Here is a 21,637-nt window from a genome sequence, read left to right on the forward strand (position 1 = left end):
CCACACTTTCACCCTCCCCCTTGTGGGGTGGGTCGACTGCTTGCGCGGAAGCGCAAGCTGTCGGGGTGGGGGTAGAAGTTTCACTCGTCGCTATCATCGCCACCCCGGCTCGCTTCGCTCGCCGACCCTCCCCACAAGGGGGAGGGTAAAGAGAAGTTGCAGGGGAGAGTGAAGAGGGCGCTCATGTCAGTCGCTACGGCCACGCAGCAAACTGCACCCGCCACGGAAAAAATCCTCTCCGTCAATAATATCGAGGTGCTGTACGACCACGTCATCCTGGTCCTGAAAGGTGTTTCGCTCGACGTCGACAGGGGCGGCATCGTGGCGCTGCTCGGCGCCAATGGTGCCGGCAAGACCACGACACTGAAGGCGATCTCCAATTTGCTGCATTCCGAGCGTGGCGAGGTCACCAAGGGCTCGATCATGTTCGACGGCGCCGAGGTGCAGAAGCTTTCGCCGAACGAACTGGTCCGCCGCGGCTGCATCCAGGTCATGGAAGGCCGCCATTGCTTCGGTCATCTCACCATCGAGGAAAATCTCCTGACCGGCGCCTTCACGCGCAAGGACGGGCGTGCCGCCATCGCACGCGACCTCGAACTGGTCTACGGCTATTTCAAGCGGCTGGGCGAGCGCCGCACCGCGATGGCGGGCTATACCTCGGGCGGCGAGCAGCAGATGTGTGCGATCGGCCGTGCGCTGATGTCGCGGCCCAAGATGATCCTGCTCGACGAGCCGTCGATGGGACTCGCGCCGCAGATCGTGGAGGAAATCTTCGAGATCGTGAGGGATCTGAATGCCAAGGAGAACGTGTCCTTCCTGCTGGCCGAGCAGAACACCAACATGGCGCTGAAATACGCGCGCTACGGCTACATTCTCGAAAACGGCCGCGTGGTGATGGACGGCGACGCCAAGTCGCTGGCCGAGAATGAGGACGTCAAGGAATTCTACCTCGGCATCGCCGAGGGCAAGCGCAAGTCGTTCCGCGAGGGCAAGCATTACAAGCGCCGCAAGCGATGGCTGGCGTAGCCTCTTCTCCCTCCCCCTTGCGGGGGAGGGTCGGGGAGGGGGGTAACTTCAATTTCAGGAGTGGTTTGTCGGGCTCACCCCCCTCCCGGCTCACTCCGTTCGCCGGCCTCCCCCGCAAGGGGGGAGGCGAACGGAGTATGCAGATGCAACCCGACCACTACGACTCACTCGAAACCCGCGATCCGGCCCAACGCGAGCGTGAGACATGCGCGCAACTCTCCGAACAGATCGCGCGCGCAAAGTCCGCCCCTGGCTGGGCGCGTCACCTCGACGGCATCGATCCGAAATTCGTGACCTCGCGTTCGGCGCTCGCCGAACTGCCGCTCCTTCGCAAATCCGATCTGCCGCGCCTGCAGGCCGAGACCCCGCCCTTCGGCGGCTTCAACGTCACGCCGCCCGGCAAGGCGAAGCGCCTCCTGATGTCGCCCGGTCCGATCTTCGAGCCGGAAGGTCATGAGAGCGATTTCGCCGGCGTCGGGCGCGCGATGTTCGCCGCCGGCTTTCGCCAGGGGCACATTGTCCTCAACTGCTTCTCGTATCACCTGACGCCTGGCGCCTGGATGTTCGAGTCCGCCGCGGAGGCGCTCGGCTGCGCCGTCATTCCTGGTGGCGTCGGGAATACCGAGCAGCAGGTCGAGGCGATCGCCCGGCTTCGCCCCGATGGCTACACCGGAACGCCCGACTTCCTGAAAATCCTGCTCGACACCGCGCAGGCTTCCGGGAAGGACGCCTCATCCATCAAGCGCGGGCTCGTTTCGGGCGCCGCGCTGCCGGCCTCGCTGCGGCAGGAACTCTCGGCGCGCGGGGTCGAGGTGCTGCAATGCTACGCCATCGCCGAGACCGGCGTGATCGCCTACGAGACGCCGGCCCGCGAAGTCCTGGTCGTGAACGAGAACATCATCCTGGAAATCGTGCGGCCCGGTACCGGCGACCCGGTGCCCGAAGGCGAGGTTGGCGAGATGGTCGTGACCTCGTTCAACCCGGATTACCCGATGATCCGGCTGGCCACCGGCGATCTCTCGGCCGTGCTGCCGGGCCGTTCGCCTTGCGGGCGCACCAATGTGCGGATCAAGGGCTGGATGGGGCGCGCCGACCAGACCACCAAGGTGAAGGGCATGTTCGTGCGGCCCGAGCAGATCGCCGAGCTCGCCAGGCGGCATCCGGAGCTTGCCCGCATGCGGCTCGTGGTCACGCGCGAGGCCGAGCAGGACGCCATGACCCTGCATGCCGAAAGCACGGGGGCTGCGGCCGGCCTTGCCGATGCGGTCGCAGCTAGCTTGCAAACGGTCACCAAGCTGAAGGGCGCGGTGAAGCTCGTGCCGCCGGGCAGCCTGCCGAATGATGGCAAGATCATTGCCGATGAGCGGCCGGTCTCCTAGATCGGAAAGGGCACTTGCAGATCAGCAAATGCGGTCTGTTCCCTTTCCCCTTCGGGGATAGGGTTAGGGTGAGGGGGCTCAGATGCTATTGAGTCGGTATAACCCCGCACCCGCGCGCCGGCGCGCGCGACGTCTCCCAAAGGGAGAGGTGAAGGAAGAGTGCTTTCGTGACTGACACCCTGAAACCGCGAGACGCAAAGGACGTCGAGGACGCCGTCGTCTGGGCGCTGGGCGAGGGCAAGACTCTGGAAGTTGCCGGTCAGGGGAGCAAGCGCGTCATCGGGCGCCCGAGCCAGTCGGACCTTACGCTCGATCTGTCGGTGCTTTCCGGCATCACGCTGTACGAGCCTGAAGAGCTGGTGCTGTCGGCCCGTGCAGGCACGCCGATTGCGGAGATCGAGCGGCTGGTCGCCGACAATGGTCAGGAGCTTGCTTTCGAGCCTGCGGATTACGGACCTCTGCTCGGTGGCGCCCTCGGCGGCGGCACGATCGGCGGGGTGCTCTCCACGAATCTGTCGGGGCCGCGCCGCATCAAGTCGGGCGCCGCGCGCGACCATTTTCTTGGTGTGAGCGCGGTGTCCGGGCGCGGCGAGACCTTCAGGTCCGGGGGGCGCGTGGTGAAGAACGTCACCGGATACGACCTCTGCAAGCTGATGGCGGGGTCCTGGGGCACGCTCGGCGCAATGACCGAGGTAACGATCAAGACGCTGCCGCGTGCCGAGACCGAGGCCACGATCCTGTTGACAGGTCTCGACGACCGGCGCGCCGCGCAGGCCATGGCCGATGCCATGGGGTCGTCCTGCGACGTGTCGGGGGCGGCGCATCTGCCGGCCATGGTCGCCGGATCAGTCGCGCCGTCAGGCGGCGGGAAGGCCGCGACGGTGTTCCGGCTGGAGGGCGTTGCACCGTCGGTGGCGCACCGCGCCACGGTTCTGGCCGGGCTTCTGAAGTCCAATGGGGTTCCGGAGCAATGCGAAGCCGAGACGTCGCGCGCGCTTTGGCGTGCGATCCGCAACGTGGCGCCGTTTGCGAACGACAACCGCCCGGTCTGGCGGGTTTCCACCGCGCCGATGCAGGGCCCCGTGATTGCCGGCGCGGCGGCCGCGGCAGGCGGAACCTGCTACTTCGACTGGGCGGGCGGCCTGCTGTGGATAGCGCTGCCGCCATCCGATGACGCCGGCAGTTCCGTGATCCGGCCGGCGGTCGCGGGTTGCGGCGGCCACGCGACGCTGATCCGAGCGCCGGCCGCCATCCGCGCGGCGGTCGCGGTTTTCGAGCCGCAGGATGCCGGCGTCGCCGCCTTGACGCGGCGGGTCAAGGACAGCTTCGATCCGAAAGGCATTTTTAATCCGGGCCGGATGTGGGCTGGAATCTAGGCCATGCAGACCCGCTTCTCGCTCGCCCAGCTCGCCGATCCCGCCACAGCGGAATCCAACAAGATCCTGCGCGCCTGCGTGCATTGCGGTTTCTGCACCGCGACCTGCCCGACCTATGTGCTGCTCGGCGACGAACTCGATTCCCCGCGCGGGCGCATCTACCTGATCAAGGACATGCTGGAGCAGGAGCGGCCGGCCACCGCCGATGTGGTCAAGCATGTCGACCGCTGCCTGTCCTGCCTTGCCTGCATGACCACCTGCCCGTCGGGAGTGCACTACATGCACCTCGTCGATCATGCCCGGGCCCATGTCGAGAAGACCTACCGGCGGCCGTGGCGCGACCGGCTCGTGCGATCATTGCTCGCGGCCGTACTACCTTATCCGTCGCGGCTGCGCGCGGCGCTGCGCGCCGCTCCGCTGGCGCGGCCCTTTGCCGGCCTGCTGTCGGCGATCGGATTCGAGCCGCTCGCTGCGATGCTGCGGCTCCCGCCCGGCTCGCTGTCGCCTCCGCTCCCGCAGCGCCGCATCCATCCAGCCGATGGTCCGCGCAAGGGGCGGGTTGCGCTGCTCCAGGGCTGCGCCAATCGTGTGCTCGGCGCCCACGTGAACGCGGCCACGATCCGGCTCCTGAACCGGCTCGGTATCGAGGTGGTCACGCCGGAAGGCGAGGCCTGTTGCGGGGCGCTGGTCCACCATATGGGGGGGGAGCATCAGGCGCTGGCGCAGGCGAGGACCAATATCGACGTCTGGACGCAGGAGGCAGACGGGGAGGGGCTCGACGCGATCGTGATCAATGTCTCCGGCTGCGGGACCAATGTGAAAGACTACGGTTTCATGCTGCGGACCGACCCGGCCTATGCTGGGAAGGCTGCGCGGGTCTCGGCGCTGACAAGGGACATCAGCGAATATCTTGCCACGTTGCCGTTTCCCGCCCCCACTCGAATGGCGGGGCTGACCGTGGCCTATCACGCGGCCTGCTCGCTGCAGCATGGTCAGAGAATCGTCCGTCAGCCGAAGGAGCTGCTGGCCCGGCACGGCTTCATCGTGATGGACATTCCCGAAGGTCATCTCTGCTGCGGATCGGCAGGAACCTACAATATCTTGCAGAGCGAGATTGCACAGACGCTGCGGGACCGTAAGATTGCAAACATCGCTCAACTGATTCCCGACGTGATCGCCGCAGGCAATATCGGATGCATCACGCAGATCGCATCGGGCACGGCGATACCGGTGGTTCACCCGGTCGAGTTGATCGATTGGGCCACGGGAGGCCCGAAGCCGGCGGAATTGTCCGGCGGCGCGCAAGCGATGCCGGTCAAGGGGGACCTGGTGGCGGCAGCGAAGATGTCAGCACCAGCCTAGCGGCAGCCTAGCGCAACCTTTTCGGAGAGAAGTCATGGCGAAGAAGGCGAAGAAGGGGAAAAAGGCCAAGAAGGCCAAGAAGGGCAAGAAAGCCAAGAAGATGAGCATGCCCAAGAAAAAGAAGGGCGCAAAGAAGAGCGCGCCGAAAAAGGCCAAGAAGGCAAAGAAAGCAAAGAAAGCGAAAGCGAAGAAGGCGGCACCGAAAAAGACGGCTGCGCCGAAGAAGGCCAGGGCAAAGAGGCCTGCGCGAAAGGCCATGACGCCGGCGCCGATGCCCGAACCGGAAGCCGCTCCTGCGCCTTCGAGCGACATGGGTGGCTATCGGCCTTTCAGCGACTCCAACGACAACAGCGGCACCTGAGTGCGAGCCCGTTCCTGAGATTGGAACGGCCCGGTTTGCGATTCAACCCGGGCCGTTCGCTCTTTTGGTTCCTTACGCCGGTTTCGCCAGCCGTCCATCAGATACGACAGGACGCCGAAACCGCACTGTCTAGAGAGTCGGTCCAGGCAAAATCGACCGAGCCATTCAGAGCGCTGCGGCGATCGGCATCGCTGCGCGAATGTGGCTCAGCTGCAAGCCGTGATGTCTCCTCTTGCCGGTCAAAGGAAGCGCGCGCCGCTCAGCATTGCGGTCCACTTCGCCATGTGAAATCCGTGTCTGTCGCAAATCGGGCCGCATTGCATCGCGGCCTCCGGCTGAATAGCATCGCCCATCGGCGCGGCGGCGATGCCCGCCCCAAAGCATTCACCAAAATCGGGAGGTTCGGGCGATGGCGTATAATATCCTCATTCTGGGCGCGGCCTATGGCTCGCTGCTCGCCTCCAAGATGCTGTTCGGCGGCAACCGGATCCATCACGTCTGCCTGCCCGCGGAAGCAGACCTGATCAATGCGGAAGGGTTCATCGTCCGGCTGCCGGTCAGGGGCCGCAAGGATCCGGTCATCCTCGATTCGAGGAAGCTGCCCGGCAAGGTGACCGCCGGCGGCGCGGCCGGCGTCAATCCGGCGGACTACGACCTCGTCGGACTTGCGATGCAGGAGCCGCAATACCGTTCGCCGGGCGTGCGCGAATTGCTCGATGCGGTGGCGAAGTCGCGCGTGCCCTGCATGTCAATCATGAACATGCCGCCGCTGCCTTACATGAAGCGCATCCCCGGGCTGAATGCCGACAGCCTGAAGCCGGCCTATACCGATCCGAGCGTGTGGGACAATTTCGATCCCGGCAAGCTCAGCTTGTGCAGCCCCGATCCGCAGGCGATCCGCCCGCCGGACGAGAAGGCGAATGTGCTGCAGGTGACGCTGCCGACCAATTTCAAGGTCGCGAAGTTCGACGACGACAAAGACACCGCGATCCTGCGCAAGCTGGAAAGCGAGATCGATTCGATCCGCTTCGATCCGGGCGACGGAACCAAGATCGAATTGCCGGTGAAGCTGCGGGTCTACGACTCGCTGTTCGTGCCGCTGGCCAAATGGGCGATGCTGCTTGCCGGCAATTACCGCTGCGTGACGACGGACGGCATGCGTACCGCGCAGGAGGCGGTGCACAGCGACATCGAAACCTCGCGCGCGGTCTATAATTTCGTGAACGACCTGGTGGTGAAGCTCGGAGCCAATCCGAACGACCTCGTGCCGTTCGAGAAATACGCCGCCGCGGCGCAAAGCCTGTCGCGTCCGGCCTCCGCAGCCCGCGCGCTGAACAACGGCGCCCAGTTCATCGAGCGCGCGGACAAGCTGGTGCAATTGATCGCCAAGCAGAAGGGGTTGAGCCTGCCCGCCATCGATGCGCAGGTGGCCCTCGTCGACCAGCGGCTGGAGGCGAATCGCAAAAAGGCTGCATGAGCCTGCACGCGATTGTCTGAAAAGCCTTCCATGAGCGCCGGGAAACCGCTGGTTTCCCGGCGTTTTTCGTGACTTTCGTGCAACAGCTTAATGGATTGTGACATTGGGTTGTGAATCGAGGGCTGTTTGGATCGAAAAAGCTCAAAAAGGCAGCAGATGCGCAAACTTTCGCATTGGCGGCAACCTTTGTTCCGTGCCGAATGATTGCAACTGCAAGGTCAGAAGCAGGGGGTGGCATTTCGGGGTCTGGCGTTCTGGTTGAGTAAGGTCGTCAAGCTTCAGTCACCGAAAGTGTCGAATTGAAGGGGCTAAAGATGAAGAAATCCGTTTTGCCGGCACTTGTTGCCGCCGCAGTCGTGATCGGCGCGCCGGCAATCGCCGCCGACCTCGCACCGGTCTACAAGGCGGCACCACCGCCGGTTGCCTATAATCCCTGGGATGTGGCCGTCGGTGGCGGCCTGATGACCGATTACAACTTCCGCGGTATCAGCCAGTCCGATCGGACCGCAGCGGTTACCGCCTACTTCGAAGGCCGGTTCAACCCGACCAAGGATATCCAGTGGTACGCGGGCGCCGTCGGTACGAGCGTCAAGCTTGCGACCGATCCAGCCGCTGAAATCGATCTCTATGGCGGCGTGCGCATGACCTGGGACAAGTGGACGCTCGATCTCGGCGCCATGTATTACCTGTATCCGGGTGAACGTCAGGTCGACGGCGTGTGGATCACTGCTCCCCCCGCCGGCAACACCACCCTGACCCAGACCGATTTCTGGGAAATCTACGGCAAGCTGACCTGGGCGCCGACCGACAACTGGACCTTTGGTGTCGCCGGTTATTATGCCGACAGCTGGTTGAACACGGGCGCGGACGGGACCTACGGTGCGTTGACCCTAAAGTATACCGGCACCGCGCTGCCGTCCGGCTGGAACTGGTACGTGTCCGGCGAACTGGGCCATTACTGGCTCGGCACCACCGATCTGCTCTTCACCACGACCAACGTGGTGGTCTACAGCGACCTGACCGGTACAACCGGCGCCGAGCTGCCGAGCTACACCACCTGGAACGCAGGTATCGGCTTCACCTACAAGGCGCTGACCCTCGATCTGCGCTACTACGACACCGACCTGAGCGAGGCGGAGTGCAACATCCTGACCGGCGACCCGAGCGCAGCCCTGACCGCTCCGGTCTTCGTCAACAACACGGCGACGGTTGGTGCATCGAACTGGTGCGGCCAAGCCTTCATCGGCAAGCTGACCTTCGACACAACGCTGTCCGCGATCAAGTAGGCACGCGTCAACTCTCCAGACTGCAGGAGCGGCGTCCCCCGGGGCGCCGCTCTTGATTTTTGCGGGTCCGCCCGGCAGACCATGCCGACTGGCATTGTCGTTGCAGTTTCAGACGCCATGCGGATTGACCGGCAATTCGGAATGATGGTGGCGGGCGCCGCCGGCGGCAGCCTCGCCATCGGCCTGATGTACGTGCTCTCCCTGCAAACCGAATTCCCGCTGGCGGCGATTCCGTTCGCTACCTCGATCGTGCTTGTGACCGGCAGCCCCGAAGCCCTGCCGGCGCGGCCACGCGCGCTGGTCGGAGGTCATGTCCTGTCGGCGGTTGTCGGCGTACTCGCGGTCAAGATTGCCGGTCCGCAGGCCTGGGTCGCGGCGCTCGCGGTCGGTCTTGCGATGCTGGCGATGCTGGCGACCGACAGCTTTCATCCACCTGCCGGCATCAATCCGCTGATCATCGTGATGAACAGCATGTCGTGGGGCTTTGTGCTGGTGCCGGTCGCGGCCGGTGCGCTGCTGTTGCTGGCCTATACGTTCCTGTGGACCAATATCGTGCGCCGCACCCGATGGCCGGAACGCTGGTGGTAGCGCCGCGTCATCTTCCGTGAGAATCGGACCGCAGTTTTCCGGAACGGCCTCATTCCGCGGCGGCGGTGCGTTTCACCTCGATCAGGCTGTGCGTGCCATCGGCGTCTGGCGCCAGGGTGACATGGCGGCCGTGCAGCCCGGTCAGCGTCGAACGATGGCCGATCGATACGATTGTCGTGCCTTTCAGCCGTTCATGCAGTAGCCCGTAAAGACTTGCCTCGGATGGCTCGTCCAGTGACGCGGTCGCCTCGTCCAGGAACAGATAGTCCGGGGCCTGCAGCAGCGCGCGGGCGACGCCAAGTCGTTGTTGCTCGCCGAGCGACAGAATGCGATTCCAGTGCGCTTGCTCATGCAGGCGTCCGATCAGTTCTGTCAGGCCGACCGCGCGCAGGGTCTCGGAAAGGGTGGCGTCGTCGAAGGCGTCGGCGGCCGGATAGGACATCGCGTTGGCGAGCGTGGTCTCGGGAAAATAAGGCCGCTGCGGCAGCACCATCACCCGTGCGCCGGAAGGGATCACGACGCGGCCCTTTCCGAACGGCCACAGTCCGGCCAGCGCCCGAAACAGCGTCGATTTTCCGGCGCCCGATGGGCCGCTCACCAGCACGTGCTCGCGCGGATGGAATTCCGCCGCTGCGGGAGTGACCAGCGGCTTGCCGTCCGGCCGGTCGACCGACAGCCCCTCAATGCGGATCGCGCGCGCATCCGGGTCCTGCCCAATGGCGATGCTCGATGCGGCCGCCAGCGCCTGCGCCTGGTCGAGCGCCCGATTGAAGCCCGTCAGGCGGTCGACCACGGCGGCCCATTCGGCGATGCTGCGGTAGAAGGTAACGAAGAAGGACAGCGATTCCTGCACGCTGCTGAAGGCGCTTGCGGTCTGGGTCAGGGTGCCGAGTGGCACCGCGCCGGAAAAATAGGCCGGGCTCACGATGATGTAGGGAAGAATGACGGCCGCCTGCGAATGGCTTTGCTGGACGAAAATGACCTTCTTTTGCCGCGACATCAATTCCATGAAGTTCTTCGCGACGCGGGTGAAGCGTTCGCCGAGTCCGCTCTTCTCGGCCTCCTCACCGCGCAGCAATGCGATCTGCTCGGCATGCTCGCGAACCCGGATCAGGTTGAACCGGAAGTCGGCCTCGTATCGCTGCTGGCGGAAGTTGATGGCCGCGAGCGGCCAGCCGATCCAATGCGCGAGCAGCGTACCAAGGACGGAATAGATCAGTGCGGCCCACACCAGGTAGCCGGGAATCGTGACCGGCGAGCCGAACACGGTGATCGGCGCCGATTCAGACAGGGCCCACAGTATCGCGAAGAATGACAAAAGCGTAACGATTGCGCCGAGCAGCCGGACCACGATGAACAGCGACTTTTCAATGAACTGGTTGATATCGTCGGCGATGCGCTGGTCCGGATTGTCTGCTGCATCGCCGAAGAGCTGCATGCGGTAATGCGCGGCATTCGAAAGCCAGCGGTCGACATAGACCCGCGTCATCCAGGTCCGCCACCGGATCTGGAGCCATTGGTTCAGGTAGAGTTGGTAGACCGCGAGCACCACAAAGATCGCGGCCAGGGCGCAGAAAATGGTGATTTCGGTGACGAATTGGTCCCAGTTCCGATCCTGCAAGGCATTGAAAAATCGGGCGTTCCACTGATTGATGAGGACGTTGACCGCGACGATCGACAATTCGATTCCGATCACGGCCGCCAGCAGGATCAGGCCGGCGCGCCGGTCCTCTGAGCGAAAATAAGGCAGCGACAGCCGGAACACCTCGCCGAACAGCCGGGCCAGTTCCTTCACACTTTCACCCCTCAAAAACCGTGCCCGACCAACACGGTCACGTTGCGACGAAAACAGGCGACGGAAAAGTCACGTTCCTAAGCGATGAGGTCCGGCCGCCAGCCGAATGAGGTGCGCGTATTCGGAAGGCTTGTGCAAACCGCGCAACCCGGCCAAACTAAGACAGACTCGCTGGAATATCATATACCCTCCAGTGGTTAGTCACGAAAACCGGCGTTCAAAGCCGGGCATAAACGGTCGCTAGGGAGGACCTCATGACCAAGAAAGTTGAAAAGACGTCGCGCCGCAAATTCCTGTTCGCCGCCGGCGCCGCGGGTACGGCACTGGTCGCGATGCCGCAAGTGTCGCGCGCCCAGACCTCGACGCTGAAGCTGCAGACATCATGGCCTGCCACCGACATCTTCACCGAGATGTGCCAGCAATATATCGATCGCGTGAATGCCATGGCGGGTGGCCGGCTGAAGATCGACCTTCTCCACGGCGGCGCCGTGGTGCATCCCTTCCAGGTGCTGGATGGCGTGCATGGCGGCCAGATCGATGCGGCCCATACGGTCACAGTGTACTGGTATGGCAAGCACAAGGCGGCCTCGCTGTTCGGCACCGGCCCGGTCTTCGGCTTCAACGCCAACGAAGGTCTCGGCTGGATCTACAACGGTGGCGGCAAGGAACTGTTCGAAGAACTGCAAACCAAGATCATGAAGCTCAACGTCAAGAGCTTCTTCGCGATGCCGATGCCGACCCAGCCGCTCGGCTGGTTCAAGAAGCCGGTCACCAATGCCAATGATCTGAAAGGTCTGAAATATCGTACCGTGGGCCTTGCCGCCGATCTGTTCCAGTCCATGGGCACATCGGTTGCACAGCTTCCCGGCGGCGAAATCGTTCCCGCCATGGAGCGCGGCGTGATCGACGCGTTCGAATTCAACAACCCGACCTCGGACCGGCGTTTCGGCTCGCAGAACGTGGCGAAGAACTACATGCTGGGCAGCCATCATCAGGCCACCGAGTATTTCGAGATCATGTTCAATCGGACCAAGTTCGACGCGCTTCCGAAGGAACAGCAAGCGATCCTGCAATATGCCGCCGAAGCGGCATCTTCCGCCAACGAGTGGAAGGCGATGGATCAGTATTCCCGCGACCTGCAGGAGCTCATTGACAAGGACAAGGTCAGCGTCATGCGTACGCCGCAGAGCGTATTCGACGCCCAGATCAAGGCCTGGGACGGGCTGATCGCAACGCTCGGCAACGATCCCTTCATGAAGAAGGTCATGGACTCCCAGAAGGCCTGGGTGCGCCGGGTCGTCTACTACAACATGCTCAACGCGACCGATTACAAGGGTGCCTTCAACCACCACTTCCCGGGCGTGTTGAAGTCCTGATCGGGCCAGTACCCGCGTTATGATTCCGGGCGGCACAAGTCTGTGCCGCCCGGATTATTCGGGCTTGCGAAAGCGCGACGGCAATCCCGATTTCATGCGGCAAGCGCGCACCGATCGACCATGAACCGATTTCTGTTCTTCATCGACTCTCTCAGCATGTGGGTTGGCAAGGCGTTCGGCTGGCTGATCCTGGTGCTGACGCTGGGAGTCAGCTACGAAGTTTTCGTGCGCTACGTGCTGCGCGCCCCGACCACCTGGGCCTTCGACATCAGCTATATCACGTATGGCGCCATGTTCCTGATGGCGGGTGCGTATACGCTGTCCCGCAACGGACATGTCCGCGCCGACGTGCTCTATCGCTTCTGGAAGCCGCGAACCCAGGCTTCGATGGATCTCCTGCTCTACATCATTTTCTTCCTTCCGGCCGTGGCGGCATGGATCTATGCGGGCTGGAACTATGCCGAGATGTCGATCCGCTTCCGTGAGGTCAGCATCTTCAGTCCGGCCGGCGTGCCGATTTTTCCCTTGAAGACCCTGGTGCCGGTCACCGGCGTGCTGCTGCTGCTGCAGGGCATTGCCGAAATCATTCGCTGCATCATCTGCATCCGGCTGGGCGCCTGGCCGCAGCGGCTGCATGACGTCGAAGAAACGGAAAGCCTGATACTGCAGGAGCAGCGCATCCACGCTTCCGAGCAGAATCCGGCCGCGGTGGATGCGAAGGGGAATTGATCATGACTGACCCTCAGGTCGGCATGTTGATGCTGGGGCTGTTCATCTTCATCATCATGTTGGGCTTCCCGATCGCTTTCACCCTGATCGCGATGGGAGTTGGCTTCGGATATTACGCCTATTTCACGCCCGGCCAGGATATCGTTCAGAACCGCGTCTTCACGCTGATGGTGCAGAAGACCTTTGAGGTCATGTCGAGCGATGTGCTGACGGCGGTCCCGTTATTTCTCTTCATGGGCTACGTCGTCGAGCGCGCCAACATCCTCGACCGGCTGTTCCACTCCCTGCAGATATCCATGAAGCACGTGCCGGGAGCGCTTGCCGTTGCGACGTTGCTGACATGCGCGATGTTTGCGACCGCGACCGGCATCGTCGGCGCGGTGGTCACTCTGATGGGCCTGCTGGCGTTTCCGGTGATGTTGCGTGCCGGTTATGACGTGAAGCTGTCGGCCGGTGTGGTATGCGCCGGCGGCTGTCTCGGCATCCTGATTCCGCCGAGCATTCTGCTCATCGTCTACGCCGCGACCGCGGGCGTATCCGCAGTCAAGCTGTATGCCGCAGCCTTTTTCCCAGGCTTCATGCTGGCGGGCCTCTATGTCTTCTACGTGATCGCGCGCGCGATGATCAATCCGGCATTGTGCCCGAAACTGCCGGCGGAAGAGACCGACGTGCCGCTGGGGAAGGTGCTCTGGGCGCTGGCGACATCGTTCCTGCCGCTGGCGCTGCTGATCGTATCGGTGCTTGGTGCGATTCTGCTCGGCCTGGCAACACCCTCGGAAGCGGCCGGCGCCGGGGCGCTGGCAAGCATCATTCTCGCCATGGCCTATGGCGCATTCAATTTCACGATGCTGCGGGACTCGGTCTATCTGACCGCACGGGCCACCGCGATGGTGTGCTATCTTTTCATTGGCTCATGGACGTTTTCCGCAGTGTTTGCCGTGCTGGGCGGACAGAAGGTCGTGGAGAATTTCTTCCTGGGGCTCGATCTGTCGTCGACCGGCTTCCTGCTGCTGACGCAGGCGATCATCTTCCTGCTCGGCTGGCCGCTGGAATGGACCGAAATCATCATCATCTTCGTTCCGATCTTCCTGCCGCTGCTGCCGCATTTCAACGTCGACCCGATTTTCTTCGGCATTCTGGTCGCGCTGAATACCCAAACGGCGTTCAATACGCCGCCGGTTGCGATGGCCGCCTTCTATCTGAAGGGCGTGGCGCCTCCCTGGGTCAAGCTGACCGATATCTTCAGCGGCTCGCTGCCGTTCGTCGCAATGGTGTTCATGACGATGGTCCTCGTCTATGTGTTCCCAGGGATCGCGCTGTGGCTCCCGGACTACCTCTACACCCCGCGATGACCCGCAAGCTCCGTTTCGAGGATCGCGTCGCATGAGCTTGTACGCACTCGGGCTGTGCGAGGCGGCTGATGACATCCGCCAGGGCCGCATCAGTTCAGCCGAACTGGTAGGTGCGTGCATCGACCGCGTGGCTGAGATCGATACCGAGGTGCAGGCCTGGGCGTTTCTCGACCGGGATCACGCGCTGGCGCAGGCGCGGGCGCTCGACGACCATCGCGCCCATGGCAGGCCGCTTGGTCCGCTGCATGGCGTCCCGATCGGCATCAAGGACATTTTCGACACCGGCGACATGCCGACTGAACTTGGTTCTCCGATATGGGCCGGACGAACGCCCCGCCGCGATGCTGCCGCCGTTGCAAGGCTCAGGGAGGCGGGCGCGGTGATCATGGGCAAGACCGTCACCACGGAATATGCGTATTTTCACGCCGGCAAGACCAGAAATCCACACGATCCGCAACGTACGCCCGGCGGCTCGTCCAGCGGATCGGCGGCGGCGGTCGCCGCGCTGATGGTGCCCGGCGCGATCGGATCGCAGACCAACGGGTCGGTCATCCGTCCGGCGGCGTTTTGCGGCGTGGTCGGGTTCAAGCCGACGCACGGACTGGTTTCGCGCAGCGGTGCGCTGGAATTGTCGCGCAGCTTCGATCATGTCGGTGTATTTGCGCGCAGTGTCGAGGATGCCGCTTTGCTCGCGGAAGTCATGGTGGGTTTCGATATCGAGGATCCCGACACGCGCCCCGTTGCCCGGCCACCCTTCGCAACGGTTGCGGCGAGCGAGCCACCGTTGCCGCCGCGATTCGCTTTTGTCCGGTCCCCGGTCTGGGATCAGGCGGAGCCGGTCATGCGTGACGCTTTCGCCGAACTGGTCGATGCGCTGGGCGAGAGCGTGGTCGAGGTCGAGCTCGGCGAGTCATTTGGCAAGGTCATCGACTTGCATCGCCTGGTCATGGAGGTGGAGATGGCGCACAATCTGCGCCGCGACTATGAATCGGGCGGCGAGCAGCTCAGCCCGCAATTGCGCCAGTTGATCGAGCGTGGCCGCGCCCATTCGGGCGTTGACTATTGCGCGGGACTTGCCGGAATGCGGACATTCAACGATGCACTGGATTTCGTGTTCGACGAATACGATGCGATTCTGACACCGTCCGCGCCGGGCGAGGCGCCGGCGATCGCGACCACCGGAAACCCGGCCTTTTGCACCACATGGACGTATCTCGGTACGCCGTCGATCTCGCTTCCACTCATGCGGTCGGAAGCGGGCCTGCCGCTCGGCGTTCAACTGGTCGCGCGGCGCGGCAATGATGCCCGCCTCTTGCGTACCGCGCGCTGGCTTGTCAGAACACTGGCTGGCGGAAAACCCCGCGCCAAGGCAGGGACCAGCTCGAAACGGAAGGGGCGCCAGCGATGACGAACATTGTCACAGGCCTGATCGGCATCGGTCTCTGGGTGGCTTTCATCGGCTTCATCCTGGTGTGGCTTAAGGCCTTGCCGCTGATCATCATCTGCTGCGTGGTCTTCGCGCTGCTGGTGCACGATTTCGTCCGGACCGTTCGCCACGGCTATTCCGGCTGATCATTCAGCCGCCACGGCAGTCAGGCCGGCGGCGGCGCGCCGAGCTTCTCCTTGAAGAACGCGATGGTGCGCTGCCAGGCCAGATCGGCGGCCGCCTTGTTGTAGCGCGCGGCGCCGGTGTCGTTGTTGAAGGCGTGCTGCGTGCCCGGATAGGTATGGATCACGTAGCTCTTGTTGTTGGCTTTGAGCGCCGCCTCGTAGTCGGCGATGCCGGCATTCACGCCGCCGTCGTTCTCGGCATAATGCAGCAGCAGCGCGGCCCTGATATTCGGCACCTGCGTCGCGGGCACCTGGCGGCCGTAATAGGCGACGCCGGCATCGAGTTCGGGACTTGCTGCTGCGAGACGGTTGACCATCAGTCCGCCGAAACAGAACCCGACCGCGCCGACCTTGCCGGTCGATAGCGGATATTTCTTCAGGAACTCCACCGCCGCGACCAGCGCGACCACGGCGTCGTCCTGGTTCAGCTTCGGGTGCAGGTTGCGCGCATCGTCCTCGTTCGGCGGCGTTCCGCCGACCAGCGAGAGCAGGTCGATCGCATAGGCAAGGAAGCCGTCCAGCGCGAGCCGGCGCGCGACATCCTCCAGATGCGGGTTGAGCCCGCGGTTTTCGTGAATGACCAGCACCGCAGGCCGCCTGGCGTTGCCCTTCAGGCGGGTGAGATAGCCACTGATCTTTCCTTTGGGCGACTCGAAGACGACACGTTCGGACACAAGGCGCGGGTCGTCCGAGGGCACAATGGCGGCCCTGGCGTAATCGTTCTGCAGCAGCGGCAGGACCGCTGCGGCTGCTGCGGTGGAACCCGCGAGCTGTGTCAGCTTGTCGAGAAAGCTGCGGCGATTCATTTCACCATGTGTAAAGCGGTCGTAGAGATCGATGATGCGCTGATCCATCGGCTTTTTTCCCCGGGCTACGGTGTTTCAACCCCGCAAACACCCTTGGCATCCGCGGAAATCCGATTGCGCGACGGTCAGTCGCACGCCTAATATTTGCTCAATTGACGGCCGTGAAATGCGGGTTGGCGGAAATGCTGCGTAATCGGGCTGGCCTGCTATTTGCTTAAAAATGACGCTTCAAAACGGATAGCGGGAGAGTGTCATGCGACGTCGGGATTTCACGAAAATTGCTCTGGCGGGGGCCGCTGCGACGGTGGCGGCGCCCGCGGTCGTACGCGCGCAGACCACCTTCAACTGGAAGATGACCAGCTTCTACGGGCCCAATGCGGCCTTCTACTCGACCGGGCCGGGCGGCGCGAAGGACCTCGCCAAGCGGATCGAGGACATGTCCAACGGGCGCATCAAGATCCAGTTCTACGGCGCCGGCGAACTTATTCCGGCGGCGGAAGGCTTCGATGCCGTCTCATCCGGCACCGTCGAGATGAACTATGCCAATTCCTATTTCTGGACCGGCAAGAGCTTCGCAGCGCAATATTTCACCGCGGTTCCCTTCGGGCTCAACTTCCAGGGCTATAATGGCTGGATGTTCGACGGCGGCGGCCTCCAGCTCTGGCGCGAGGTCTATGACCGCTTCAATCTCGTCCCGTTCGTGTGCGGCAATACCGGCGTGCAGATGACCGGCTGGTTCCGCAAGCCGATCGAGAAGCCCGAAGACCTGCAGGGTCTCAAGATGCGCATCCCCGGTCTCGCCGGGCGCGTCTACAAGGAACTCGGTGTCGACTCGCGCCTGATCGCGCCGGGCGAAATCTTCCCTTCGCTTGAACGCGGCGTGATCGACGCGGCGGAATTCGTCGGCCCCTATCTCGATCGCCAGCTCGGTCTGCAGAAGGTCGCGAAATATTACTACACCACCGGTTGGCACGAGATGGCGACCGCAAGTGAACTCACCATCAACAAGGCCAAATGGAATTCGCTGCCGCCGGACCTCAAGGCGATCGTCGAGAATGCCTGTCTGGCCTGCAACACCATCAGCGAGGCCTGGTGCCAGAAGAACAACGCCGAGGCGATGGAGGATCTGGTCAAGAACCAGGGCGTCATCGCGCAGCCGCTGCCGGATTCGGTCGTAAAGGCGCTCAAGGGTGCAACTGACAAGGTGCTGGCCGAGGCGGTCGCAAAAGATCCCGTCACCAAAAAGGTCCATGATTCCTATATGGCCTACAAGGTGAAGTACGACGCCTGGGCCGACCTCAGCGAGACCGTCTACCACACCAAGATACGGAAGGCCTGATTGCTCGCTGCCGAAAAGCTGGCCGGCGGGATCGACGTTTTCACCGATCTCGTCGGCCGCGCCACGTCGTGGCTTGCGCTCGCTATCGCGCTCGTAATGGGCGCGAATGTTCTGCTGCGCTATGCGTTCTCCATCGGATTCATCTGGGCGCAGGAGCTGGAATGGCACATCTTCGTGCCGATCTGCCTGTTCGGCATGTCCTATGCGCTGCTGCACAAGGAGCATGTGCGGGTTGACGTGCTGTTTCAGTATTTTTCTCCGCGCAACAAGCACGCCGTCGAGATTGTCTCGGCCTTCATTGCGATGGCATTTTGCCTGATCGTGATCTGGCTTTCGGTTCCGTATGTGTATCAGTCCTGGTCGATCGGCGAGGGCACCGCCAATCCCGGCGGTATCGACCATCGATACATCGTGAAATCGCTGATCCCGATCGGCTTTGCCATCATGTTCCTGCAATCGCTCTCGGAGGCGATCAAGAGCTACGCCGCGATGCGGAAGGCCTGATGCCGTACGTCGAAATCCTTGCCATCTGCATGCTGGCGTCGTTCTTCGTGCTGCTGATGGCCGGCATTCCGGTTGCGCTGACGCTTGCGACCACTGGACTTTTCTTCGGATATCTCGGCTTCGGCAGTCTGCTCTTCAATCTGCTGCCCGGACGCATTTTCGGGGTTGTGACCAATCAGACGCTGCTCGCCATCCCGCTTTTCGTCTTCATGGGGATGATGCTGGAGCGATCGAAGCTCGCCGAAGACCTGATGGACGTGATCGGCCATCTCGCAGGCTCGCTGCGCGGCGGGCTTGGCATCGGCATCGTGCTGGTCGGCGTGCTGCTCGGCGCCACCACCGGGATCGTCGGCGCGACCGTGGTGACGCTCGGCCTGCTCACGCTGCCCGGCATGATCCGGCGCGGTTACGATCCGGGGCTTGCCAGCGGCGTGATCTGCGCGTCCGGCACGCTCGGCCAGATCATTCCGCCGAGCCTGATCCTCATCCTGCTGGCGGACATCCTGAACCTTTCGGTCGGCACGCTGTTCGCGGCGGCGATGGTCCCCGGACTGATGCTCGCGGCCATCTACGTCATCTACATTCTCGTGCTGGGCATCGTGCGCCCCGACAGCGTGCCGGCGTTCTCCGAGGAAGAACGTGCATCGATCTCTCGCACCGAGTTGATGCAGAAGCTGTTCAAGGTGGTGGCACCGCCGGTCGGCCTCGTGGCCGCGGTATTGGGCTCGATCATTGCCGGGATCGCGGCGCCGTCGGAAGCCGCCTCCATGGGCGCGCTCGGCTCGATCGTGGTGGCGGCAATCGGCGGGCGGCTTTCCTGGAAAGTACTGCGGGAGACCGCGCAGGCTACCACCAAGATCACAGCGATGATGATGTTCATCCTGATCTGCGCGCAGGCGTTTGCGCTCTCCTTCCGCGGATTGCAGGGCGAGAAGATCGTTCACGACCTGTTTGCGTTCCTGCCGGGCGGCATCAATTCCGACATCTGGTTCCTGATGCTGATCATCTTCGTGCTCGGCTTCTTCATCGAATGGATCGAGATTTCCTACATCGCGGTGCCGCTGTTCCTGCCGGTCTTCCTGCAGGCCAATGTCGACATGGTGTGGCTCGCGATCCTGATCTGCGTGAACCTGCAGACCTCGTTCCTGACGCCGCCCTTCGGATGGGCGCTGTTCTTCCTGCGCGGGGTTGCGCCTCCCGAGGTGAGCACCGGCGACATCTACCGCGGTGTGCTTCCCTTTATCGCGATGCAGGCCGTCGCGTTGGTGCTGGTGTTCATGTACCCCGGTGTTGCGACCTGGCTACCCCGGGCAATCGGCTGGTGAACCTTCACAGAGGTGCTGTAGTCTCCGCGCGGCGATGAACGGAGTCCACGAGCGATGACGGAGATCACCCGTCGCGATTTTCTCGACGGATGTGCGCTTGCGGTCGCGGCCGGACTGACGCCGCTGGCGCAGCTTGCCAGCGCACAGCGCGCAGGAGACCCGCCCGAGCGGGCCGGGATGCGCGGGCATCATGCCGGCGCATTCGAGGCGGCGCATGCCATGCGCGATGGCGAGGTGCCGGATTTCACGGCCCGGCCGATCGAGGAGGACTACGATCTCGTCGTGGTCGGCGCGGGCATCAGCGGACTTGCTGCTGCGCATTTCTATCGCAAGGCGCAACCGGACGCACGTATCCTGATCCTCGACAATCACGACGATTTCGGCGGTCATGCCAAGCGCAACGCGTTCAACGTCGACGGCCGGCTGATCCTCGGCTATGGCGGCAGCGAATCGCTGCAATCGCCGAAAGCGCTGTGGAGTCCGGTCGCGACCGGTTTGCTGAAGGATATGGACGTTGATATTGCGAGTTTCGACAAGGCGTTCGAGCGCAATCTTTATCCCTCGCTTGGGCTGTCGCGCGGCGTATTCTTTCCCCGCGAATCCTTCGGCCGTGACGTTCTGGTCGGCGGCGATCCGACCCACACCGCTGCCGACGATCTTGGGCCGGGCCTGCTGAATGCCAGGCCGGTCGCGGACTTCATCGCAGGCTTTCCGCTCAGCGCCGCGGACAGAGCGAAGGTGCTTGCGCTCTACGACGCGAAGCGCGATCCGCTTGCCGGCAAGAGCCGCGTCGAAAAGGAAAATATCCTCCAGAAGACCAGCTACCGCGATTACCTGATCAAGCTTTGCGGCCTGAGCGAACAGGCCGCCAACTGCTTTCATGGCCGCTCGCTCGATTTCATGGCGCTCGCAAGCGACATGATTTCCGCCGGAAGCGCGCATGAGATGGGGTTGCCCGGCTTCGACGGGCTGGGCCTTCCGGACGACGACAATCCCGAGCGCGAGGAGCCCTATATCCACCATTTCCCGGACGGCAACGCGTCGCTCGCGCGGCTGCTTGTGCGGACGCTCATCCCGGGTATCGCGCCCGGCAAGACCATGGACGACGTCGTGCTCGCGCCGTTCCGCTACGATCGCCTTGACCTCGCCGAAAACCGGGTCCGGATCCGGCTGGAAGCGACCTGCGTCAACGTGAATGACCGCAAGGGCGGCGTCGATCTTGCCTATATGCGGTACGGCAATGTGCACCGCGTGAGCGCTCGTCGAGCGATTCTGGCCTGCTTCAACTCGGCGATTCCCTACATGATGCCCGGTCTGCCCGAAGAGCAACGCAATGCGCTGCTGCACAACGTCAAGGCGCCGCTGGTCTATACCAAGGTCCTGGTGCGAAACTGGCAGCCCTGGGTGAATCTCGGCGTGCACGAAATCTCCGGACCGATGTCGTTTCATTGCCGGCTCAAACTCGATTATCCGGTGAGCATCGGCGGCTATCACCATCCGCGTCGGCCCGCGGAACCGATCGGACTGCACCTCGTGCACGTCCCGAACGAGAGCAATTCCGGCATGGAGGCGCGCGACATGTTCCGCATCGGGCGCATGAAGCTTCTGGAGATGACCTTCGCCGATTTCGAGACGCCAATCCGCGACGAACTCGATCGCATGCTGGGCCCCGGAGGCTTTTCGAGCGCGCGCGACATCGCCGCGATCACCGTCAACCGCTGGGCGCATGGCTATGCCTATGGCGGCAATTCCCTGTTCGACCCCGTCGACATCGCCGATATCAAGGAGCGCGCGCGCAAGCCTCACGGCCGGGTCGCCATCGCCAATTCCGATGCCGGCTGGAGCGCCTATGCCCATACCGCCATCGACGAGGCAAGGCGCGCGGTGGATGAGGTTCTGCAGTAGGCCGCATCGCGCCCACCCCGCTGGCGCCGGGGTGATTGCG

Annotated in this window: 19 protein-coding genes; 17 read left to right on the forward strand and 2 right to left on the reverse strand. The window is 63.1% G+C overall.

Annotated elements, in window-relative coordinates; translation table 11 throughout:
• The first annotated feature begins 183 nt into the window (after nucleotides 1-183).
• The 8 genes from AB7F49_RS06805 (at nucleotide 184) to AB7F49_RS06840 (ending at nucleotide 8,855) form a co-directional block, all read left to right on the forward strand.
• Nucleotides 184-1,026, forward strand: coding sequence for an ABC transporter ATP-binding protein (locus tag AB7F49_RS06805; RefSeq protein ID WP_428521077.1), 843 nt, complete (start codon nucleotides 184-186; stop codon nucleotides 1,024-1,026).
• A gap of 143 nt (nucleotides 1,027-1,169) precedes the next feature.
• Complete coding sequence (locus AB7F49_RS06810; RefSeq protein WP_428521078.1) at nucleotides 1,170-2,405, forward strand: phenylacetate--CoA ligase family protein; 1,236 nt, start codon at nucleotides 1,170-1,172, stop codon at nucleotides 2,403-2,405.
• A 167-nt stretch (nucleotides 2,406-2,572) separates the two neighbouring features.
• Nucleotides 2,573-3,781 carry a glycolate oxidase subunit GlcE gene (glcE, locus tag AB7F49_RS06815; RefSeq protein ID WP_428521079.1) on the forward strand — a complete coding sequence of 403 codons (1,209 nt, stop codon included), beginning with the start codon at nucleotides 2,573-2,575 and terminating at the stop codon, nucleotides 3,779-3,781.
• 3 nt (nucleotides 3,782-3,784) lie between these two features.
• Nucleotides 3,785-5,143, forward strand: coding sequence for a glycolate oxidase subunit GlcF (gene glcF / locus AB7F49_RS06820; RefSeq protein ID WP_428521080.1), 1,359 nt, complete (start codon nucleotides 3,785-3,787; stop codon nucleotides 5,141-5,143).
• A gap of 34 nt (nucleotides 5,144-5,177) precedes the next feature.
• Nucleotides 5,178-5,504: a hypothetical protein gene (locus AB7F49_RS06825; protein ID WP_428521081.1), complete on the forward strand. Its 327-nt coding sequence runs from the start codon at nucleotides 5,178-5,180 to the stop codon at nucleotides 5,502-5,504.
• Nucleotides 5,505-5,913: 409 nt separating this feature from the next.
• Nucleotides 5,914-6,981: a hypothetical protein gene (locus AB7F49_RS06830; protein ID WP_428521082.1), complete on the forward strand. Its 1,068-nt coding sequence runs from the start codon at nucleotides 5,914-5,916 to the stop codon at nucleotides 6,979-6,981.
• 314 nt (nucleotides 6,982-7,295) lie between these two features.
• Nucleotides 7,296-8,267, forward strand: coding sequence for a TorF family putative porin (locus tag AB7F49_RS06835; protein ID WP_428521083.1), 972 nt, complete (start codon nucleotides 7,296-7,298; stop codon nucleotides 8,265-8,267).
• 81 nt (nucleotides 8,268-8,348) lie between these two features.
• Nucleotides 8,349-8,855: an HPP family protein gene (locus tag AB7F49_RS06840; protein WP_428521084.1), complete on the forward strand. Its 507-nt coding sequence runs from the start codon at nucleotides 8,349-8,351 to the stop codon at nucleotides 8,853-8,855.
• A 49-nt stretch (nucleotides 8,856-8,904) separates the two neighbouring features.
• Here the strand turns inward: AB7F49_RS06840 and AB7F49_RS06845 are convergent, their stop codons facing one another.
• Nucleotides 8,905-10,650, reverse strand: coding sequence for an ABC transporter ATP-binding protein/permease (locus tag AB7F49_RS06845; RefSeq protein ID WP_428521085.1), 1,746 nt, complete (start codon nucleotides 10,648-10,650; stop codon nucleotides 8,905-8,907).
• Between the two features lie 254 nt (nucleotides 10,651-10,904).
• Here AB7F49_RS06845 and AB7F49_RS06850 point away from each other — a divergent pair, with 254 nt between their 5' ends.
• From AB7F49_RS06850 to AB7F49_RS06870, 5 genes are all read left to right on the forward strand, one after another.
• The gene (locus AB7F49_RS06850) at nucleotides 10,905-12,026 is read left to right on the forward strand and encodes a TRAP transporter substrate-binding protein (RefSeq protein ID WP_428521086.1); all 1,122 of its coding nucleotides are present in this window, start codon (nucleotides 10,905-10,907) and stop codon (nucleotides 12,024-12,026) included.
• Between the two features lie 120 nt (nucleotides 12,027-12,146).
• Entirely contained in the window at nucleotides 12,147-12,755 is a 609-nt protein-coding gene (locus tag AB7F49_RS06855) for a TRAP transporter small permease subunit (RefSeq protein ID WP_428521087.1), read from the forward strand.
• Between the two features lie 2 nt (nucleotides 12,756-12,757).
• Nucleotides 12,758-14,107 (forward strand): TRAP transporter large permease, encoded by a 1,350-nt coding sequence (locus AB7F49_RS06860; RefSeq protein WP_428521088.1) that lies wholly within the window; start codon nucleotides 12,758-12,760, stop codon nucleotides 14,105-14,107.
• Between the two features lie 31 nt (nucleotides 14,108-14,138).
• Complete coding sequence (locus tag AB7F49_RS06865; protein WP_428521089.1) at nucleotides 14,139-15,515, forward strand: amidase; 1,377 nt, start codon at nucleotides 14,139-14,141, stop codon at nucleotides 15,513-15,515.
• Nucleotides 15,512-15,679: a hypothetical protein gene (locus AB7F49_RS06870; RefSeq protein ID WP_428521090.1), complete on the forward strand. Its 168-nt coding sequence runs from the start codon at nucleotides 15,512-15,514 to the stop codon at nucleotides 15,677-15,679. Before AB7F49_RS06865 ends, AB7F49_RS06870 begins: the two co-directional genes overlap by 4 nt.
• Nucleotides 15,680-15,699: 20 nt before the next feature.
• On the opposite strand, the gene AB7F49_RS06875 is transcribed toward AB7F49_RS06870, so the two are convergent.
• Nucleotides 15,700-16,572: a dienelactone hydrolase family protein gene (locus tag AB7F49_RS06875; RefSeq protein WP_428521091.1), complete on the reverse strand. Its 873-nt coding sequence runs from the start codon at nucleotides 16,570-16,572 to the stop codon at nucleotides 15,700-15,702.
• A gap of 205 nt (nucleotides 16,573-16,777) precedes the next feature.
• On the opposite strand from AB7F49_RS06875, the gene AB7F49_RS06880 reads away from it, so the two are divergent.
• Genes AB7F49_RS06880 through AB7F49_RS06895 form a run of 4 tightly spaced genes read left to right on the forward strand, consistent with a single transcriptional unit; the run spans nucleotide 16,778 to nucleotide 21,597 of the window.
• A complete protein-coding gene (locus tag AB7F49_RS06880; RefSeq protein ID WP_428521092.1) occupies nucleotides 16,778-17,863 on the forward strand; it encodes a TRAP transporter substrate-binding protein in 1,086 nt (361 codons plus the stop codon).
• Nucleotides 17,864-18,367, forward strand: a complete 504-nt coding sequence (locus tag AB7F49_RS06885) for a TRAP transporter small permease subunit (protein ID WP_428521093.1) — start codon at nucleotides 17,864-17,866, stop codon at nucleotides 18,365-18,367.
• On the forward strand, nucleotides 18,367-19,692 hold the full coding sequence (locus AB7F49_RS06890) for a TRAP transporter large permease (protein WP_428521094.1): 1,326 nt from the start codon (nucleotides 18,367-18,369) through the stop codon (nucleotides 19,690-19,692). The genes AB7F49_RS06885 and AB7F49_RS06890 overlap by 1 nt, the downstream gene beginning before the upstream one ends.
• A gap of 54 nt (nucleotides 19,693-19,746) precedes the next feature.
• Nucleotides 19,747-21,597 carry an NAD(P)-binding protein gene (locus AB7F49_RS06895; protein ID WP_428521095.1) on the forward strand — a complete coding sequence of 617 codons (1,851 nt, stop codon included), beginning with the start codon at nucleotides 19,747-19,749 and terminating at the stop codon, nucleotides 21,595-21,597.
• Nucleotides 21,598-21,637 lie beyond the last annotated feature (40 nt).

Origin of the sequence: Pseudorhodoplanes sp. (genome assembly GCF_050250235.1) — a bacterium.
In the GTDB taxonomy this organism is placed as follows: Bacteria; Pseudomonadota; Alphaproteobacteria; order Rhizobiales; family Xanthobacteraceae; genus Pseudorhodoplanes.

Excerpts from the sequence above, each read along its gene's own strand:
- AB7F49_RS06850 (WP_428521086.1), top strand. The coding sequence starts at position 10,905 with ATGACCAAGAAAGTTGAAAAGACGTCGCGCCGCAAATTCCTGTTCGCC.
- AB7F49_RS06895 (WP_428521095.1), top strand. The coding sequence starts at position 19,747 with ATGACGGAGATCACCCGTCGCGATTTTCTCGACGGATGTGCGCTTGCG.
- AB7F49_RS06875 (WP_428521091.1), bottom strand. The coding sequence starts at position 16,572 with ATGGATCAGCGCATCATCGATCTCTACGACCGCTTTACACATGGTGAA.
- AB7F49_RS06840 (WP_428521084.1), top strand. The coding sequence starts at position 8,349 with ATGCCGACTGGCATTGTCGTTGCAGTTTCAGACGCCATGCGGATTGAC.
- AB7F49_RS06865 (WP_428521089.1), top strand. The coding sequence starts at position 14,139 with ATGAGCTTGTACGCACTCGGGCTGTGCGAGGCGGCTGATGACATCCGC.
- AB7F49_RS06880 (WP_428521092.1), top strand. The coding sequence starts at position 16,778 with ATGCGACGTCGGGATTTCACGAAAATTGCTCTGGCGGGGGCCGCTGCG.
- AB7F49_RS06810 (WP_428521078.1), top strand. The coding sequence starts at position 1,170 with ATGCAACCCGACCACTACGACTCACTCGAAACCCGCGATCCGGCCCAA.
- AB7F49_RS06860 (WP_428521088.1), top strand. The coding sequence starts at position 12,758 with ATGACTGACCCTCAGGTCGGCATGTTGATGCTGGGGCTGTTCATCTTC.
- AB7F49_RS06890 (WP_428521094.1), top strand. The coding sequence starts at position 18,367 with ATGCCGTACGTCGAAATCCTTGCCATCTGCATGCTGGCGTCGTTCTTC.
- AB7F49_RS06830 (WP_428521082.1), top strand. The coding sequence starts at position 5,914 with ATGGCGTATAATATCCTCATTCTGGGCGCGGCCTATGGCTCGCTGCTC.
- AB7F49_RS06825 (WP_428521081.1), top strand. The coding sequence starts at position 5,178 with ATGGCGAAGAAGGCGAAGAAGGGGAAAAAGGCCAAGAAGGCCAAGAAG.
- AB7F49_RS06855 (WP_428521087.1), top strand. The coding sequence starts at position 12,147 with ATGAACCGATTTCTGTTCTTCATCGACTCTCTCAGCATGTGGGTTGGC.
- glcF (WP_428521080.1), top strand. The coding sequence starts at position 3,785 with ATGCAGACCCGCTTCTCGCTCGCCCAGCTCGCCGATCCCGCCACAGCG.
- AB7F49_RS06870 (WP_428521090.1), top strand. The coding sequence starts at position 15,512 with ATGACGAACATTGTCACAGGCCTGATCGGCATCGGTCTCTGGGTGGCT.
- AB7F49_RS06805 (WP_428521077.1), top strand. The coding sequence starts at position 184 with ATGTCAGTCGCTACGGCCACGCAGCAAACTGCACCCGCCACGGAAAAA.
- AB7F49_RS06835 (WP_428521083.1), top strand. The coding sequence starts at position 7,296 with ATGAAGAAATCCGTTTTGCCGGCACTTGTTGCCGCCGCAGTCGTGATC.